At 76.3% G+C, this 12,078-nt stretch carries 9 protein-coding genes and 1 pseudogene; 6 read left to right on the top strand and 4 right to left on the bottom strand.

Translation table 11 applies throughout. The features are described from left to right. Nucleotides 1-3: 3 nt before the first annotated feature. Nucleotides 4-939 (bottom strand): methylenetetrahydrofolate reductase [NAD(P)H], encoded by a 936-nt coding sequence (gene metF, locus WAB14_RS15950; protein WP_340271267.1) that lies wholly within the window; start codon nt 937-939, stop codon nt 4-6. Between the two features lie 76 nt (nt 940-1,015). Here metF and WAB14_RS15945 point away from each other — a divergent pair, with 76 nt between their 5' ends. The 4 genes from WAB14_RS15945 to WAB14_RS15930 are packed head-to-tail and all read left to right on the top strand — an operon-like array spanning nt 1,016 to nt 5,758. After that, nucleotides 1,016-2,152, top strand: coding sequence for a polyprenyl synthetase family protein (locus tag WAB14_RS15945; RefSeq protein WP_340271266.1), 1,137 nt, complete (start codon nt 1,016-1,018; stop codon nt 2,150-2,152). Nucleotides 2,153-2,203: 51 nt separating this feature from the next. Further along, nucleotides 2,204-3,775 (top strand): phytoene desaturase family protein, encoded by a 1,572-nt coding sequence (crtI, locus tag WAB14_RS15940; RefSeq protein WP_340271265.1) that lies wholly within the window; start codon nt 2,204-2,206, stop codon nt 3,773-3,775. After that, the gene (locus WAB14_RS15935) at nt 3,772-4,722 is read left to right on the top strand and encodes an aldo/keto reductase (protein ID WP_340271263.1); all 951 of its coding nucleotides are present in this window, start codon (nt 3,772-3,774) and stop codon (nt 4,720-4,722) included. Before crtI ends, WAB14_RS15935 begins: the two co-directional genes overlap by 4 nt. 55 nt (nt 4,723-4,777) lie before the next feature. Continuing rightward, nucleotides 4,778-5,758: a phytoene/squalene synthase family protein gene (locus WAB14_RS15930; RefSeq protein WP_340271262.1), complete on the top strand. Its 981-nt coding sequence runs from the start codon at nt 4,778-4,780 to the stop codon at nt 5,756-5,758. Here the strand turns inward: WAB14_RS15930 and WAB14_RS15925 are convergent. After that, nucleotides 5,727-6,188: an Rv2175c family DNA-binding protein gene (locus tag WAB14_RS15925; protein WP_340271261.1), complete on the bottom strand. Its 462-nt coding sequence runs from the start codon at nt 6,186-6,188 to the stop codon at nt 5,727-5,729. The two genes, WAB14_RS15930 and WAB14_RS15925, sit on opposite strands and share 32 nt — an antisense overlap. A gap of 87 nt (nt 6,189-6,275) precedes the next feature. Between WAB14_RS15925 and pknB the strand changes: the two genes are divergently transcribed. Both pknB and WAB14_RS15915 read left to right on the top strand, forming a co-directional pair. Continuing rightward, nucleotides 6,276-8,264 (top strand): Stk1 family PASTA domain-containing Ser/Thr kinase, encoded by a 1,989-nt coding sequence (gene pknB, locus WAB14_RS15920; protein WP_340271260.1) that lies wholly within the window; start codon nt 6,276-6,278, stop codon nt 8,262-8,264. 3 nt (nt 8,265-8,267) lie between these two features. Next, nucleotides 8,268-9,650 carry a hypothetical protein gene (locus tag WAB14_RS15915; protein ID WP_340271258.1) on the top strand — a complete coding sequence of 461 codons (1,383 nt, stop codon included), beginning with the start codon at nt 8,268-8,270 and terminating at the stop codon, nt 9,648-9,650. On the opposite strand, the gene WAB14_RS15910 is transcribed toward WAB14_RS15915, so the two are convergent. Together WAB14_RS15910 and WAB14_RS15905 are read right to left on the bottom strand one after the other, a co-directional pair. Further along, entirely contained in the window at nt 9,640-10,740 is a 1,101-nt protein-coding gene (locus WAB14_RS15910; RefSeq protein WP_340271256.1) for a threonine aldolase family protein, read from the bottom strand. The genes WAB14_RS15915 and WAB14_RS15910 overlap by 11 nt on opposite strands. Further along, nucleotides 10,737-12,074, bottom strand: a pseudogene (locus tag WAB14_RS15905) (class II 3-deoxy-7-phosphoheptulonate synthase); the annotation flags it as partial. The gene WAB14_RS15910 and the pseudogene WAB14_RS15905, both read right to left, overlap by 4 nt. Nucleotides 12,075-12,078: the final 4 nt, after the last annotated feature.

Raw genomic sequence — 12,078 nt, 5'->3', positions numbered from 1 at the left:
CCGCTACGCCCGGGCGAGCCGGCCCCGGACGAGGCCGAGGTTCGCGCACACCTCGAGCGTCGCGGTCGACGAGTTGAGCGTGTAGAAGTGCAGGCCCGGCGCCCCGGCCGCGAGCAGCCGCTCCCCCAGGCGCGTGGCGGCCTCGACCCCGACGGCCCGCACGGCGGCGGGGTCGTCGGCCACCGCCTCGAGCCGGTCGACGAGGTCGCCGGGCAGAGGCGTCCCCGACAGCTCGGCGAAGCGCGTGACCTGTCGGAGGTTCGTCACCGGCATGATCCCCGGGATCACGGGCAGGTCGACGCCCTGCGAGGCGACCGTGTCGACGAGCCGCTCCCACCGGGCGGGGTCGAAGAAGAACTGCGTCACGGCGAACGACGCCCCCGCCCGGGCCTTGAGCGCGAGCACGCGGGCGTCCTGCGAGGGGGTGCGCGACTCGGGGTGCCCGTCGGGGAAGGCGGCCACCCCGACGGAGAACCCGCCGAGGCCGCGGAGGAGCTCGACGAGCTCGATGGCGCGGTCGAGCCCGCCCTCGGTGCGCTGCCACGGCGCCGTCGGGCCGCCCGGCGGGTCGCCCCGCAGCGCGAGGACGCTCCGCACGCCGGCGTCGGCGTAGGCGCCCACCACCTGCCGCAGCTGCGGCACCGTGCGCCCGACGCACGTGAGGTGGGCGACCGGGGAGAGGGAGGACTCCCGGGCGATCCGCTGCGTCGCGCGGACCGTGCGCTCCTGCGTGCCGCCGCCCGCGCCGTACGTCACCGACACGAAGTCCGGCCGCGCGCCCTCGACCCGGCGGACCGCCTGCCACAGCACCTGCTCCCCCGCGGCGTCCCGGGGCGGGAAGAACTCGAAGGACACGGTGGGCCGACCCTCCGCCGCCGCCACGGCGAGCGACTCCAGCACGGTGCGGTGCGGCTGGCGCATGACGGATGCCTCGGGCACCCCGCCAGGGTAGGCGGCGGGCGCACCGGGTCGGTCGGTGTGCCCGCCCGGCGGGCGGACCATACGCTGGCTGACCGTGAGCGACAGCGTCCCGGCCGCGGCACCGGTCGACCCCGTGAGCGCGGCCCGCGCCGTCCTCGACCGCGAGGACCTCCGTGTCCGCGTGCAGAAGACCCTCGACGACGTCCTGTCCCGGCAGGCCGCCACGGTCGAGGCGGTGAGCCCGCACGCGGCGCCGCTCGTGGAGTACGTCACCGACCTCCTGAGGGGCGGCAAGAGGCTGCGCCCCGCCTTCGCCTACTGGGGCTGGCGGGGCGCGGGCGGTCCGGACTGCCAGGAGGTCGTCGCCGCGGCGACGAGCCTCGAGCTGTTCCAGGCCGCGGCCCTCGTGCACGACGACGTCATGGACGACTCCGACACCCGGCGGGGCCTGCCGGCGGTGCACCGGCGCTTCGCCCGCCTGCACCGGGGCGCGGGCTGGCACGGGGACACGGGCCGGTTCGGCACCGCGGGGGCGATCCTCGCGGGCGACCTCTGCCTGTCGTGGTCCGACGAGCTCCTCACCGCCAGCGGGCTGCCCACCGACGCGCTCGCCCGCGGACGGGTCGTGTTCGACCGCATGCGGACCGAGCTCATGGCCGGGCAGTACCTCGACATGCTCGAGCAGGTGACCGCCGGTGAGACGGACCCGACCGGCGAGGTCGACCCCGTCGAGAGCGCCCGGAACGTCATCCGGTTCAAGTCCGCGAAGTACTCCATCGAGCACCCGCTGCTCCTGGGCGGCACCCTCGCCGGGGCGCCGCAGACGCTCCTCGACGCCTACTCCGCGTACGGGCTGCCGCTCGGCGAGGCCTTCCAGCTGCGCGACGACCTGCTCGGGGTCTTCGGCGACCCCGCCGAGACCGGCAAGCCCGCCGGCGACGACCTCCGCGAGGGCAAGCGGACCGTGCTCGTCGCCCTCGCGCTCGAGCGCGCCACGCCGGCGCAGGCGGGTCAGGTGCGCCGGCTCCTGGGCGACCCCGGGCTCGGTCCCGACGGGGTCGAGGTCCTGCGGGAGGTCCTCCTCGACACCGGCGCCGCCGACCGGGTCGAGGCCATGATCGTCGAGGACGTCGAGGCCGCCCGGGCGGCCCTCGCGCGGGCCGACGTCGACGACGACGCCCGCGAGGTCCTCGAGGGACTCGTCGTCGCCGCCACCGCCCGCAGCACGTGACCCCCGTGTGAGATCCCTGCCCCGTCCGCGCCCGCGACCCCAGGAGACCCCGTGAGCCGCCCCGTCCTCACCCCGTCCCGCCTCGCCGGGTGGCTGCCCGGCCGCGTCCGGACCGTCGTCGGGCCCACCGACCACGTCGTCGTCGTCGGCGCCGGGCTCGCGGGGCTGTCGGCCGCGATGCGCCTGGCCGGGGCCGGCCGGCGCGTCACGCTGCTGGAACGGGAGGAGGTCCCCGGCGGACGGGCGGGGGTCGTCGTGCGGGACGCCCCGGACGGGTCCGGGCAGTACCGCTTCGACAACGGCCCCACCGTCCTCACGATGCCGGACCTCATCGCCGACTGCTTCGACGCGCTCGGCGAGGACATGCACGACTGGCTCGACCTCGAGCCCGTCACGCCCCTGTACCGCGCGTTCTACGCCGACGGGTCGCACCTCGACGTCCACGCCGACACCGAGGCGATGTGCGCGGAGATCGAGCAGGTGGTGGGTCCGGACGAGGCCGCGGGCTACCGGCGCTACGTCGACTACGTCGCCCGGCTGTACCGGTACGAGATGACGGACTTCATCGACCGGAACATCGACACCCCGCTCGACCTGCTCACCCCCAACCTCGTCCGGCTCCTCGCGATGGGCGGGTTCGGGAAGCTCGCGCCGCGCGTGGAGAAGTTCCTGTCCGACCCGCGCACGCAGCGCATTTACTCCTTCCAGTCGCTGTACGCGGGCGTGAGCCCGTACGACGCGCTCGCGATCTACGCCGTCATCGCGTACATGGACTCCGTCGCCGGGGTGTTCGCCGCCAAGGGCGGCATGCACGCCATCCCGCAGGCCATGGCGGCCGCGGCGGAGAAGCACGGCGTCGAGATCCGCTACGGCACGACCGTGGAGCGCGTCGAGCACTCCGGCGGGCGCGCCCGCGCGGTCGTCACGAGCACCGGGGAGCGCATCGAGGCGGACGCGTTCGTGCTCAACCCGGACCTGCCCGTCGCGCACCGCGACCTGCTCGGGAAGAGCCCGCGCCGGCACCGCCGGCTCACGTACTCCCCCAGCTGCTACCTGCTGCTCGCCGGCTCCACCCGCCGCTACGACTTCACCGCGCACCACAACATCCACTTCGGCGAGGAGTGGGAGGGCGTCTTCACCGACCTCACGCACGGCCGGCTCATGCGGGACCCGAGCATCCTCGTGTCGCGGCCCACCGCCTCCGACCCCGGGCTGGCGCCCCCCGGTCGCGAGATCTACTACGTCCTCTTCCCCACCCCGAACCTCACCGCCGGCATCGACTGGGAGGCCGGGGCGGCCCGCTACCGCGAGCACGTGCTCGAGCAGCTCCACGACCGCGGCTACACGGGCTTCGGCGACGCGATCGAGGTCGAGGACGTCACGACCCCGCTCGACTGGGAACGACGGGGCATGTACGCCGGCGCCCCCTTCGCCAGCGCCCACACCTTCGGGCAGACCGGGCCGTTCCGGCCCGGGAACCTGTGGGGGGAGAACGTCGTGCTCACCGGCTCCGGGACCCAGCCGGGTGTCGGCGTGCCGATGGTGCTCGTCTCCGGGCGGCTCGCGGCCGAGCGCGTGCTGGGCCGGGACCGTTCCTACCGGTCCCGGGCCTGGCGCTGGTGAGCCCGTCCCGGCTCGGGATCGGCCTGGCCGCCCTGGCGCGTCCGGCGTACATCACGAGCGGGAGGGGCCGCGACCTCGGCGACGGGCGCGGCGTGGCGGACCTCCGCCGGCGCACGTGGGCGGTGCTCGACGCCGCGGTGGCCGGCGGGGTGCGCTACGTCGACGCGGCACGGTCCTACGGCTGCGCGGAGGAGTTCCTCGCGGGCTGGCTCGACGCCCACCCGGACGCCGACGTGACGGTCGGCTCGAAGTGGGGGTACCGCTACGTCGGCGACTGGCGGCTCGACGCGGACCGGCACGAGGTGAAGGACCACTCCCTCGAGGCATACCGCTCGCAGTCGGCGGAGACGCTGCGCCTGCTCGGCGACCGGCTGTCCGTCTACCACGTCCACAGCGCCACGCCCGGGACGGGCGTCCTCGACGACACCGCGCTGCACCGGGAGCTCGGCGCCCTCCGCGAGCGCGGCGTGGCCGTCGGGGTCTCGGTGTCAGGACCCTCGCAGGCCGGGAGCGTCCGACGGGCCGCCGAGGTCGAGGTCGACGGCCGGCCGCTCTTCACGTCGTTCCAGGCGACGTGGAACGTCCTGGAGCCCTCGGTCGGGCCCGCCCTCGCCGAGGTCGCCGCCGCCGGGGCGCGCGTCGTGGTGAAGGAGGCGGTCGCCAACGGCCGCCTGGCCCCCGGCGGGGAGCGGTCGGACGCCGCCGACCGGCTCGACGCGCTCGCGGCGTCGCTCGGGACGGGCCGGGACGCCCTCGCGATCGCCGTCGCGCTGGCCCAGCCGTGGGCGAGCGTCGTCCTGTCGGGGGCGGTCACGCCCGAGCAGGTCCGCAGCAACCTCGCCGCCACGCGCGTCGAGCTGCCGACGGACGTGACGGACGCCCTCGCGGGGCTCGCGGAGGAGCCGGACGAGTACTGGGACGCGCGGTCGCGCCGACCGTGGTCGTGATCGACGCAGGCCGGTCGGGTGCCCGTGCCGGACGCGGCTGGGGCAGGATCGACGGGTGAGCGCCAAGGACCTCGACGCCGCCGAGATCGTGGACCCGCCCCTGCGGGTCGCCTACGAGCGGTCCCGGCAGCTGCACGCCGGGCACGGCAAGACGTACTACCTCGCGACGCTGCTGCTGCCGCGGGCCAAGCGCCCGTACGTGTGGGCGCTGTACGGCTTCGCCCGGTACGCCGACGAGTTCGTCGACAGCCTCACCGAGCCGGACCCCGCCGCACTGGTGCGGTGGGGGGAGGCGTTCCTCGAGCGCCTCGAGACCGACCCGGTGCGCCCGGCGGGCGTCGACCCCCGTCACGACCCGGTCGGGGCGGCCATGGAGGACACCATGCGGCGCTGGGGGATCCCCCGCGCGCACGTCGAGGCGTTCCTCGAGTCCATGCAGATGGACATCACGGAGGCGACGTACGCGACGTACGCCGACCTCGAGCGCTACATGTACGGGTCGGCCGCGGTCATCGGGCTGCAGATGCTGCCGATCCTCGAGCCGAGCACCCCGGACGCCGCGCCCCGCGCCCGCGCCCTCGGCGAGGCCTTCCAGATGTCGAACTTCATCCGGGACGTCGGCGAGGACCTGCGCCGCGGTCGCGTGTACCTGCCGCAGGAGGACCTCGACCTCTTCGGCGTGACGGCGGCCGACCTCGCCACCGGGACCGTCACCTCACCGGTGCGCCGGCTCCTGGAGTTCGAGATCGAGCGCACCCGCGCCCTCTACGCCTACGCCGAGCCCGGCATCGACATGCTCCACCCGACGTCGCGGGACTGCATGCGCACGGCGTTCCGGCTGTACGGCGGCATCCTCGACGCCGTCGAGCGCGCCGACCACCAGGTCCTCGACCGCCGGGTGCGGGTGTCGCTGCCGCGGCGCCTCGCGGTCGCCGGCCCCGGTCTCGTGCGGGCGTGGGCCGCCCGGACCGGACCCGCGGGGCGGGCGCCCGCCCCCGCGGACCTCAGAACCCCAGCGCCTGCGCCCGACGCCTGATCTCCGTCTTGCGACCCGCGCGCAGCGTGTCGACGGGCCGGCCCTCCACGAGCGTCGGGTCGGGGGTGAACAGCCACCGCACGGCCTCGGCGGTGGTGTAGCCCGCGTCCTCGAGGACCGTCAGGGTGCCCCGCAGCTCGGGCAGGGGCGCGGCACCGTGCCCGCCGGGGGCCTCGACGAGGAACGCGGCCGGCACCTGGACGACGCCGTCGACGCGCACGGCGGCGAGGTCACCGTCCGCCACGAGCCGTCGGACGCGCATGATGTCGAGGTCGAGCCGCTCGGCGACGTCCGGCAGGGGCAGCCAGTCCGCGACCAGGTCGCGGACCTCGTCCGTCTCCTCGGGCGACAGGGTGTCGGGGCGGGGCGTGCGGAGGGCCGGGGGGCCGGCCGGGCGTCGGTCGCCGGTGCGGGATCGGGAACGGGACACCGCAGGAGGGTCCCACGGACGCGCGGGTGCCTGCGCGAGGACGCGCGCCTCCCCGAACGGGCCCGCACGCCTCCGTAGACTCCGCGCGTGGACGGCACCACGCGCGACCAGGTGCGCGACCGCGTCGCCGGCCGGGGCGACGACCCCGTGCGCGACCCGGTCGTGGGTCGTGTGGTCGGCGACCGGTACCGCGTGCTCGCGCGGGTCGCCCGCGGCGGGATGGCGACGGTGTACCGGGCCGAGGACACCCGGCTGCGGCGCGAGGTCGCCCTCAAGGTCATGCACCCCCACCTCGCGGAGTCCGACGACTTCGCCGACCGCTTCCGCGCCGAGGCGCTCGCCGCGGCGTCCGTGCAGGACCGTGCCGTCGTCACCGTCCACGACCAGGGCGACGACGGGGACCTCGTGTGGCTCGCGATGGAGCTGCTGCCGGGCCGGACCCTCCGCGACCTCGTCCGTGACCGCGGCGCCCTGTCCCCGGCGGAGGCCTTCCCTGTCATGACGGCGCTGCTGCAGGGCCTGGCGGCCGCGCACGCCACCGGTCTCGTCCACCTCGACGTCAAGCCGGAGAACGTGCTCGCCACGCGGGACGGGTCGTGGGCGGTCGCCGACTTCGGGCTCGCGCGCGCCGCGACCGCCTCGCGGACGGCGACCGGCTCGCTCCTCGGCACGCCCGAGTACCTCGCGCCCGAGGCGGCGCAGCACGGCAGGGTCGACGCGCGCACGGACCTGTACTCCGCGGGCATCGTCCTCTTCGAGCTCCTCACCGGGCGGCAGCCGCACACCGGCGAGGTCCCCTTCCAGGTGGTGTGGAGCCACGTCACGACCGACGTCCCGCTGCCGTCGTCGCTCGCCCCCCACCTGCCCCCGGAGGTCGACGCCCTCGTCGCGCGCGCGTGCCGGCGCGACCCGGCCGAGCGGCCCGCCTCCGCGCAGGAGCTGCTGCGCGACCTGCGACGGACCTGGGCCGGGCTCGACCCCGCCGTCCTGGACGCCCGTCCCGACGGGACCGGCGGCGACGCCGACACGACCCGGACCGCGCGGGTGGAGCGGTGGTGGGACGGGCTCCCCGAGGAGCGCGACACCGACCCCCACGAACCGGACGACCCGACCACGCCGCACGAGCCGGTGGGGCCCACGCACGGGGAGCGGCCCGACGAGGCGCTCACGAGGAGCCTCCCGGCCCGTCGGCGGCGCCGCCCCGGGCTCGCCGGGGTGCTCCTCGTGCTCCTCCTCGCGAGCGTCGCGGCAGGGGCGGCGCTGTGGTGGTTCGAGGCGGGGCCGGGGGCGCAGCGTGACGTGCCCGACGTCCGCACCCTCACGGCCGCGGCCGCCGAGAACCGGCTCGCGGCCGCCGGGCTCGCGTCCGGCACGACACCGGTCTTCGACGAGGAGGCCCCGGAGGGGACGGTCGTCGACACCCGCCCCGGGCCGCAGGAGCAGGTGCACAAGAACGGCACCGTCACCCTGCTGGTGTCCGCGGGGCCCGAGCTGTTCGACGTCCCGGACCTGCGGGGCCGCAGCCCCGAGGAGGCCGCGGCGGCGCTGGAGCCCCTCGGCCTGGTCCTCGGCGGGAGCTCGGGCGCGTTCTCGGCCGAGGTCGACGAGGGCCTCGTCGTCGGGCACGAGCCGGGGCCGGGGCAGGCCGTCCGGGGGGGCACCGCCGTCGACGTCGTCGTGAGCCGCGGCCCGCAGCCGGTGGCGGTCCCGGACGTCACGGGGGACGACGCGGACTCGGCCCGCCGCGTCCTCGAGGCCGCCGGGCTCCGGCTCGGCGACACCGGCGAGCGCTACGACGACGCGGCCCCCGCCGGTGTCGTGGTGGCGCAGGACCCTGCCGAGGGGCAGCTGCGTCCGGGCGGCACCGTCGACGTCACCGTGTCGCTGGGGCCGGAGCCGGTGGCCGTCCCGGACGTCTTCGAGCTCCGGTTCGCCGACGCCGTCGCCGCCCTCGAGGAGGCCGGGTTCGAGGTGGAGCGACGGGGGTCGTCGATCTTCGGCCGGGTCGTGAGCCAGGACCCGTCCGCGGGCACCCCGCTCGTCCCCGGGTCGACCGTCGTCGTCACGACCTTCTAGCGCGTGGCGCGCGGCTCCTCGTCCCGCCGGGGCGTCACCGCGGTGCTGCCGACGGCGGCGCTCGGCGCGGGCCTCGCCGCGCTCTACCTCCTCACCGCCCACTACGCCAGCTTCCCCGTCAACGACGTCCGTGCGGCCGCCTCGGCGGCGTGGAGCCTCGCCGTGCGCGGCACCCCCGACCTCACGGGGCTCGGTCTGGAGGAGGGTGAGGACTGGGTGGTGCCGGTCGGCGACGCCCTGTACACGAACCGCTTCCCCGGCGTCGTCCTCCTCGCGGTCCCGGCCTACGCGCTCGCGCACCTCGTCGCGCCGAGCGCCGGTCCCGTCCCGGGGCCGAGCGCCGCCACCGCGGCCCTGGCGTGCGCCGTCGGGGTGGTCGCGATGGCCGTCGGCCTCCGAGCGGTGGTCCCCGCGCGGATCGCCCTGCTGTCCGCCCTCGCGCTCGGGGTCGGGTCCGGGGTGTGGGCGGTGGCCGCCGACGCCCTGTGGTCCCACGGCGCGACGACGCTGTGGCTCGGGCTCGTCTGCCTCGCGGTGCTCCGCGGCGGCCCGTGGCTGCTCACCGCGGGCGCCGCCGCGGCCGCGGTGCTGAGCCGGCCGCACCTCGCCCTCGCGGGTGCGGCCGCGGCCGCGACGCTGTGGCGGAGCGAGCGCCGCACGGCGCTCGCCCTCCTCCTGGGCTCGGCGACCGGGGCAGTGGCGTACGTGGCGTGGGTCCGGGCGCTGTTCGGGGTGTGGTCCCTCGCGGGGCCCTACGCGGTCTTCGACTACGCCCGCGTCCTCGAGGACGATCCCGGTCGCGACGGCGGCGAGTGGCGGTGGCGGCTCGACAACGTCGGGAGCGCCGTCCTCTCCCCCCGCTACGGCCTCCTCGCGGCGCAGCCGGTCGCCCTCGTGCTGCTCGTCGCGTGGGTCCGCGACCGGATCGCGGTGCCCCCGCGCGTCATGGCCCTCGCCCTGGCGGGCCTCGCCTACGGCCTCGTCCAGGTGCTGCTGTCGCGGATCTCCGGCGGCACCGGCTTCTGGGGCGGCCGGACGCTCCTCGAGGTCGTCGTGCTCGCGTGGCCGCTGGGGACCTGGCTGCTGACGCACAGCCGGCGGGGGGCGTGGTGGTGGGCGGCGACCGCGACCGCCGTCGCGGTCGCGGTCGGCACGCACGCGCTCGGGGCGCTCACGCCGACGCCGCCGCCGCAGGGCGACCCCCCGACCGACGTCTTCTTCTGGCAGGTGCCGGCCGCGCTCGCGGCGGCGCCGGTCCCGCTGCTGCTCGCCGTGGTCGTCGCCGCGGCGCTCGCGTGGGCCGCGACGTTCTGGCTCGTCCGCCCCCGGGCGCGACCGCGCGACCTGCCGCGGGACGCCGCGTCCGGGTCGGGCCTCAGCCCGTGAGGACGGCGGCGAGGACCTCGCACGCCCGGTCGACGTCGGCGTCGTCGACGTCGAGGTGGGTGACGACCCGCACCATCCGGGGACCGAGCGACGACACCCGGACCCCCTTCCCGGCGGCGAGCGCCGCGACCTCGGCCCCCGGCCGGTCGCCGGTGGCGAGGACGACGATGTTCGTCTCGACGTCGCGCGGGTCGACGCTGCCGGGAGCGGCCGCGTGGCACGCCTCCGCGATCCGCCGCGCCCGGGCGTGGTCCTCCGCGAGCCGCCCGACGTGGTGGTCGAGGGCGTGGAGGCAGGCTGCGGCCAGGACGCCCGCCTGCCGCATGCCGCCGCCGTAGCGCTTGCGGAGCACCCGCGCCTGCGCGATGCGCTCCCGGCTCGCGACGAGCACCGAGCCGACGGGCGCCCCGAGCCCCTTCGACAGGCACACCGACACGGTGTCGGCGAGGCGCCCGTACGTCGCGAGCGGCACCCCGGCGGCGACGTGGGCGTTCCACAGCCTCGCCCCGTCGAGGTGCACCGCGACGCCGGCCTCGGCGGTGCCGGCCCGGAGCAGCTCGAGCTCGGTGAGCGGCTGGACGGTGCCGCCGCCGAAGTTGTGGGTGTTCTCCACCGCGACCGCCGCCGTCGACACGAGGTACGGCCCGGCGTCGGGCGCCATGAGGGCGAGCGGGACGGCCGCGTCGAGCCGCCTGGCGCGGTTGGTGCCGTCGACGACCCCGTCGGACCACGTCCGGGACGACACCCCGCCGAGCGCGGCGTGCCCGCCGAGCTCGGCCCGCAGCACGTGGGACGTGACGTCGGCGAGGAGCTCGGTGCCCGGCGGCACGAGGAGCCGGACGCCCACCATGTTGGCCATCGACCCGGAGGGGAAGAACAGCCCCGCCTCGTGGCCGAGGAGCTCGGCCACGCGCTCCTCGAGCGCGACCAGGGTGGGGTCCTCGCCGTAGACGTCGTCGCCGACCTCGGCCTCCGCCATGGCCTGCCGCATGGCGGGCGTCGGGCGGGTGAGGGTGTCCGAGCGGAGGTCGACCGCGTCGACGGCCGTGTCGTGAGCCGTGTCGTCGCCGACGCGCGCCGGCGCCCTCACCGCCGCCCGAGCATCTCGGCGACGAGGAACGCCATCTCCAGCGACTGCTGGTGGTTGAGGCGCGGGTCGCAGACGGACTCGTACCGGGTCGCGAGGGCCGCGTCGTCGATCATCTCGGAACCGCCGAGGCACTCCGTCACGTCGTCGCCCGTCAGCTCGACGTGGAGACCGCCCGGGACGGTGCCGACGGCCTCGTGGACCTCGAAGAAGCCGCGGACCTCGTCGATGACGTCGTCGAAGCGCCGGGTCTTGTACCCGCTCGCCGACTCGAACGTGTTGCCGTGCATCGGGTCGGTGATCCACAGCGGCTGCGCGCCCGAGGAGCGCACCTTCTCCACGACGGCGGGGAGCACGTCGCGGATGCGGCCCGCACCCATCCGCGTGATGAACGTGAGCCGGCCCGGGGTGCGGTCGGGGTCGAGACGGTCGATGAGCGCGAGCGCGTCGTCGGGCGTCGTCGAGGGTCCCAGCTTCACCCCGACGGGGTTCTGCACCCGCGCGGCGAGGTCGACGTGGGCGCCGTCGAGGCCGCGGGTGCGCTCCCCCACCCAGACGAAGTGGGCCGACGTCGCGTACTGCAGCCCGGTGCGGGAGTCGGTCCGGACGAGGGGCCGCTCGTAGTCCAGCAGGAGCGCCTCGTGGCTGGCGAAGAACTCCACGCCCTTCAGCTGCTCGAAGTCGGCGCCGCACGCCGCCATGAACCGCATCGCGCGGTCGATCTCGCGCGCGAGGACCTCGTAGCGGGCGTTCGCGGGGTTCGCCGTGAAGCCCTTGTTCCACTCGTGGACCTGCCGGAGGTCGGCGAAGCCGCCCGTGGTGAAGGCGCGGATGAGGTTCAGGGTCGAGGCGGCCGTGTGGTAGGCGCGGACGAGCCGCGCGGGGTCGTGCGCGCGGGCCTCGGCCGTGAAGGCGTAGCTGTTGACGGCGTCGCCGCGGTACGCGGGCAGCGTGACCCCGTCCCGGGTCTCGGTGTCGTTGCTGCGGGGCTTGGCGAACTGCCCCGCCATGCGCCCCATCTTCACGACCGGCAGGCCGCTGCCGTACATGAGGACGACGGCCATCTGGAGGATGGTCTTGACCCGGCGCCGGATCGCGTCGGCGCTCGCGCCGTCGAAGGTCTCGGCGCAGTCCCCGCCCTGGAGCAGGAACGCCTCACCCCGGGCCGCGGCGGCGATGCGGTCGCGCAGGTTGTCGCACTCGCCCGCGAACACCAGCGGCGGATAGGTCCGCAGCTCCGCGGTCGCCGCGGCCAGGGCGTCGCCACCGGCCCACGACGGCTGCTGCGCCGCCGGGAGCTCGGGCCAGTCGAGAGTCACCCCTCCAGGGTAGGAGGCGCGC

Origin of the sequence: Aquipuribacter nitratireducens (assembly GCF_037860835.1) — a bacterium.
GTDB classification, from domain to species: Bacteria; Actinomycetota; Actinomycetes; order Actinomycetales; family JBBAYJ01; genus Aquipuribacter; species Aquipuribacter nitratireducens.
This window is presented reverse-complemented; position numbering and strand designations above follow the sequence as displayed.